This window comes from Nostoc sp. (genome assembly GCF_041747015.1).
GTDB lineage: Bacteria > Cyanobacteriota > Cyanobacteriia > Cyanobacteriales > Nostocaceae > Nostoc.
The window spans coordinates 1-5,194 of sequence record NZ_JBGTFY010000365.1 but is presented as its reverse complement, the minus strand read 5'-3'; the positions used below and the strand labels follow the sequence as shown (position 1 = coordinate 5,194).

Below are 5,194 nucleotides of genomic sequence, written 5' to 3'. Positions count from 1 at the left end.
GTAGGTAAAACACATTTAGCTGCGGCGATTGCACGCAGCTTGATTGAACTGGGTGCGAAAGTAAAATTTACTACTGCCACTGCACTGGTGCAACTACTACAGCAAGCCAAAGCCCAATTTCAACTCCAAGCTCTCCTTCTGCGGCTGGACAGATACGATTTGCTCGTTGTTGATGATATTGGCTATGTCAAAAAATCCGAATCTGAAACTTCGGTGCTGTTTGAGTTAATTTCTCATCGTTACGAACGTAAAAGTCTGCTGATTACTTCTAATCATCCCTTCAGCACTTGGGATGAGATTTTTGCTGACTCTACTATGACGGTCGCTGCTGTCGATCGCCTTGTGCATCATGCTGTTATTCTGGAAATCCAAGGAGAATCTTTTCGCAAGCAAGCTGCTTTGCAACATTCATCTTCCCGTGGTTTCAAGCAGCCAAAATAATTGACGCGATTCGGTCAGGGTAGTTGACATTTAACACGAGGCACTCTGGTCAAAGAAAAGCCGCCCATTTTCGGGATGATTCAACGTGGAGGGGAAGTTATTCTCCAAATGCTGGCTAATGTCAAGCAAGCAACAATTGCACATGAAGTCAACTCAACAATTACTCCTGGCAGCTTGATATTCACCGATGAATATAAAATCTATGCTCGGCTCATTACCTGGGAATATCAGCACAAAAGTGTGTGTCATGCCCAAAGCGAGTATGCCCGAGATGAGGATGGCAACGGGTTTTACGAAGTGCATGTCAACACGATGGAAGGCTTTTGGTCCCTACTTCGTTCCTGGCTACGGCCACATCGAGGAATTTCTCAAGCAAAACTGCCGCTGTATCTTGGCTTTTTTGAGTTCGTGCATAATAGATCTCTTGCAAATTAGGTAAAAAGGAACTAAAGAGAGCTGTTGATAGGCTTTAGTACTTGCCTACGGCTCCCAGGCAAAAGAAAAATCAGGACAGCAAATGAACAATCGTCCTGATGATGAACTACAAAATAGCTCAAAAACTTTCCCTTGAAAACTTCAAGCGCCGCTTCGGAGTGCATCGAGCCACCTTCAAGCACCTAGTTAAAGCCCTCAAACCTATGTGGAGAGCCACCTCAAAGCCTGGAGTCAAACCTAAGTTAGCGCTTGCAGATCGAGTGCTGGTTTGCTTGGAATATTGGCGAGAATATCGTACTTACTTCCATATCGGCAGTAGTTGGGGGGTGAGTGAGTCAACGGTCTGCCGTATTGTTCGTTGGGTCGAAGACCAGTTGATACGGTGTGGGCAGTTTCGACTAACGGGCAAAAAACAGTTGGTGCGAGGGTTTGCCTATCCACAGGTTGTAGTGATGGATGTCACCGAAACCCCGATTGAGCGTCCCAAACGTCGTCAACGTCAGTTCTATTCAGGCAAGAAAAAACGACACACCCTCAAGTGTCAAATTGTGCTGGAGCCGGACAGTGGGCAAATTATTTGCACGTTTTTTGGCAAAGGTCGGCGACATGACTTTAAGCTCTATCAAGCCTCTGGAGTGCGCTTTGCTTCTGAGACCGAAAGTTTGCAATGGCATTGGGTATCAAGGCATCCAAAAGTTGCACCCGAACAGTCGTCTGCCTCACAAGAAGCCGAGAGGCGGACAACTGAGTGCAACGCAAAAGGCGGACAATCGAGCGTTAGCCCGTCGCCGAGTCGTGATTGAGCAGGTCAAGCGCTGCTTGAAAATCTTCCGCATTCTGGCAGAGCGCTATCGCAATCGCCGCCGTCGCTTCGGATTGCGCTGTAATCTTATTGCTGCGTTGTACAACTACGAACGCTCTCAGGCTACTTGTCGGAGCTAATTTGCAAGAGGTATAATGTGCTCGGAAGCGTGGTAAGGCTCTGCTTTCAGCCCTCCTTGAGTGTCTTCTCACGTAAATCCCTGGAATCCATATTGAGCGATTTCTAAAAAAGTTGAATTGTCTCTCCCAGAAACCCTGTACCGCTTAATTCCTTGATCCTCGCTGTCCCTTCAATGAGCCAGCGATGTACTCCGCTATGAGAACTTTCATCGTTGTGGTAAAGGTACATTTTCCCGTTAACTTTTATAACTGTTGGGCTGAATGCATTTCCAGCAGATCCAGCAACGGCACCTTTACCTTCAAAATAAGGATTACCAGCGTACCAACTCCTCCCAAACTGTCCTACAAAGAGACCGTCGTCGAAGAAGTGCATCCATTGATTGGCTTGCCCAACGTTACCAGTTGGGCGATGTTTCCAAAACTCCCCATGGAAACCGTAAAAAATATTTCGCCCATTCACCATGCTGAAATTACCAGCGTACTGTATGCTCCCGTCAACTTCTTGAGTTTGGTACGTACCGTGCCCATCCGTCCAACCAGTAGGGCTTGCCCGCCATAACCACTTGTTGCTACCTAACTTCACCCCGCCTAGATGCCAACCAGTATTACCTTTAGTTGAAGGATCGAAGGAAACAACTACACCAGAGGAGGTCACCCTAGTACGCGCTGGAAAAGGACTAAGGTGATAGTAAGGGTCCTTGAATTCCGTAGGCACCTTAGCCAACAAAATAGGAGGATTCCACTGCGGATTCCCTACAGTATCAAAGCCAGCTAAAGTTTTTTTATAGAAGGTCTGCACTCCATTGGCACTTCTTAAAAATTGAATGGCTCCGTCAGCCTCCAGTGATTGTCCATCCCCGTAAGCATCTTTTAGAGTAATTCCGGTCTGGCGCAGTCCGCTTCGCGTTCTTGAAGTTACAAGTTCGACCAAGTTCTTGTAATCCCCGTTATGAGTATCTGTAATTAACCCGTATGTACGACCATTATTAAGGGTGACTACGGTAGACAATCCTGTATTATCATGGTTGGCATAAGGAGTTCCATAGCACCAGTTTCTAACTAAGCTCCATGAGCCGTTGTTTGGTGCAAGAGGTTTTGAATAATCTACATGAAACTCTAGGCATTCATTAAACAGCCGAGTAGGGTTATTTAAATCTACTGTTGCGACACGGCTATACTTCAAGAACATAATATGTTCGAGGTACTGACGGCTTGCCGAGAAATGCATTGTACGATAATTACCCCTGTCATTAACCCAAAAAGAGCCGTCAGATTGAATTGCCAAGAATGTGCTAATTCCATTCAAGGGCTGGAACCAGAACTTGTTGTTTTTGACAGTTGACCCATTGGCATAACCTCCTTGTTCACCGTATGTCCACAAGGAAGAACCTGTGCTGTTAAACGCTTTAACCTGCTGACTACTGCCGCCGTCAGCCACCATAACTATGTTGTTGTCTTGAGGATGAACAGCCACCGCTACTGGAAGACTTAAGCTCATAAGTGTAGTAACTGCAGTTGGGTTGGTTTCAAGATTGGTGTAGCGCCTTACCACTCTTATACCGTTTGTTTTGCATATCACCCATAGGTCTCCGTTTGGTGCTGTGGCGATTCCTTGCGGATTAGTTACATTGATAGTACGTAGCAAGTTGCCATTATATTTATCAAAGAGACGGATTTCGTTAGCGCCGCTATGAGCAACAGCAAGAATAATCCCATTCTTTTGCACTGCTAAGCCTGTAGGTGGCTCCTTAGTCTCCCAATCGATTACATTATTCCAGTAATTTTGGTCATAAATATTAGTACCTTTCACTACTCCATAGGGAAAAGTCGCTTGTGAATTATTACTAATCTTGCTAGCAATGACGAAGCTGGTTGTATCCCACCCAGTACCCACATTGGCAAAATAAGCTAGTTTCCCGTCAGTGGCTACGTAGTTAAATGCGCTTTTGTAGTCTTTATGAAAAAGGTGAGTTTGTACTTGTTGAGGATTACTTGTACTAAAGCGGTACACACCTGCTTGACCTTCGTTATATCCAACAGTATAGAAAGCCTTGTTTCCGTCAATGGCTAATCCTGACATCGAAAGCAATGCTCTATGAACTCCAAGTCCAGTAAACGAGGAGGAAGTATTACCGATGACTCCTTCCCACAAGTATTTAACGTTATGGTACAGAAGCCGTATTTGGTATTTTCCTGGAGACACAGCAATACCATTATCGTCAGTGCCATCCCAGATAGCAGTATGTGTGCCAGCCGCATAGTTAACCTTGCGCCAGAGAGTCTTTACTAACGTACCATCAGTTTTATAGGCACCTGCACTTGTAGTGTAAGACTTGTCAAGAGTGAAAACAAATTGTGTTGAAGCTTTGGTCAATACAAATGGAGTTGTAGTTAGTTTTAACCTATAGTTTGGAAGAGGAGTTAGCCTAGCTTTTGAGGTAGCTACTGGAGTAGGTGGCGCTAAGTTTGCCGTTAACTGTGATGTAGTGGAAGTTGCAGTCGTTTGCGAAGTCACAGCCCCTATGGCTGTGTTTCCAAGATTATAAGCCCATGAAAAGACGAGTGCCGTCATTATGCTAAGGCTTTGATTCGATTTTGGCAAAAGTTTGTTCAAAATTTATTAGTCCTAATTGAGCAATAATTAAGTTATTGTCATTGTTTCTCGCCATAAATTTGTTTTGGCACAAAAGAAGGTTGCTAAACTACAAAACTCCAAAAGCAGCTTATCACTATTTCTGCTAGTAGCCCAACCGAAATTTTACTGAAAAATTAACTCTCTTTCCGATTACGGTTAAATAACTTCAGTAGATTCCTGGTGGTTAAAAGAGAGTTTCACACTTTTGTAAACTGACTATCTGTGGTCTAACGATAGCCCAAAGGGTAGGACAAATACCAGCGCACACGGCACTGGTCTTCTAGTTCGTGACAAATGAAAGCCCTCGTGAAGTCAGGAATTCCAGCATCGTTACTGGACGGTTGAAAAACCCCATTACCATCGCTGGAGTCGTACCCTTATCGAAACTATCGTGAGGTCTGATCCAGTTGTGAATTAACCGTTGCACAGTAATCGCCCGATGGAGTCCTGAAACTGTCTTGGCATAATGATTTTGTCTACGGCGATAAGCACTACAGCGCCGTCGAATGCAACTATTGAGCGCCTCGTTGTGGTTAGCGTGAACATCACTAGCAAGACTGATGGCTGTAAATGGATGCTCTGGCTTGACCCACTCCACTCGTGGTCGTCCCTGTGAACCTTTGATCTTAATAGCAACCTCTAACCCCTGTCGCCACACTTTGAGATGCCCATAGTCAGTCGAAACTTCCAGGTTCGTGAGCCTGACGGCTGCTAATTGCCAGAGTTCCTTGGCATAACGGC

4 protein-coding genes and 1 pseudogene are annotated in these 5,194 nt (G+C 45.1%); 3 read left to right on the top strand and 2 right to left on the bottom strand.

Annotation, left to right across the window (positions count from 1 at the left end; translation table 11 throughout):
- The 3 genes from ACEW80_RS29095 to ACEW80_RS29085 form a co-directional block, all read left to right on the top strand.
- Nucleotides 1–441, top strand: a 441-nt coding sequence (locus tag ACEW80_RS29095) for an ATP-binding protein (protein ID WP_373529936.1), incomplete at its 5' end; no start/stop codon positions are given.
- Nucleotides 442–486: 45 nt separating this feature from the next.
- Complete coding sequence (locus ACEW80_RS29090; RefSeq protein ID WP_373529938.1) at nucleotides 487–876, top strand: IS1595 family transposase; 390 nt, start codon at nucleotides 487–489, stop codon at nucleotides 874–876.
- Between the two features lie 101 nt (nucleotides 877–977).
- Nucleotides 978–1,818 (top strand): IS5 family transposase gene (locus ACEW80_RS29085; protein WP_373529937.1). Its coding sequence is split into 2 segments (ribosomal slippage): nucleotides 978–1,535 and nucleotides 1,537–1,818, totalling 840 coding nucleotides; the frame shifts between segments, so codons are not numbered across the junction.
- Nucleotides 1,819–1,921: 103 nt separating this feature from the next.
- Here ACEW80_RS29085 and ACEW80_RS29080 read toward each other — a convergent pair.
- Nucleotides 1,922–4,333 (bottom strand): hypothetical protein, encoded by a 2,412-nt coding sequence (locus ACEW80_RS29080; RefSeq protein ID WP_373529935.1) that lies wholly within the window; start codon nucleotides 4,331–4,333, stop codon nucleotides 1,922–1,924.
- Nucleotides 4,334–4,733: 400 nt separating this feature from the next.
- A pseudogene (locus tag ACEW80_RS29075) lies at nucleotides 4,734–5,194 on the bottom strand (IS1 family transposase); the annotation flags it as partial.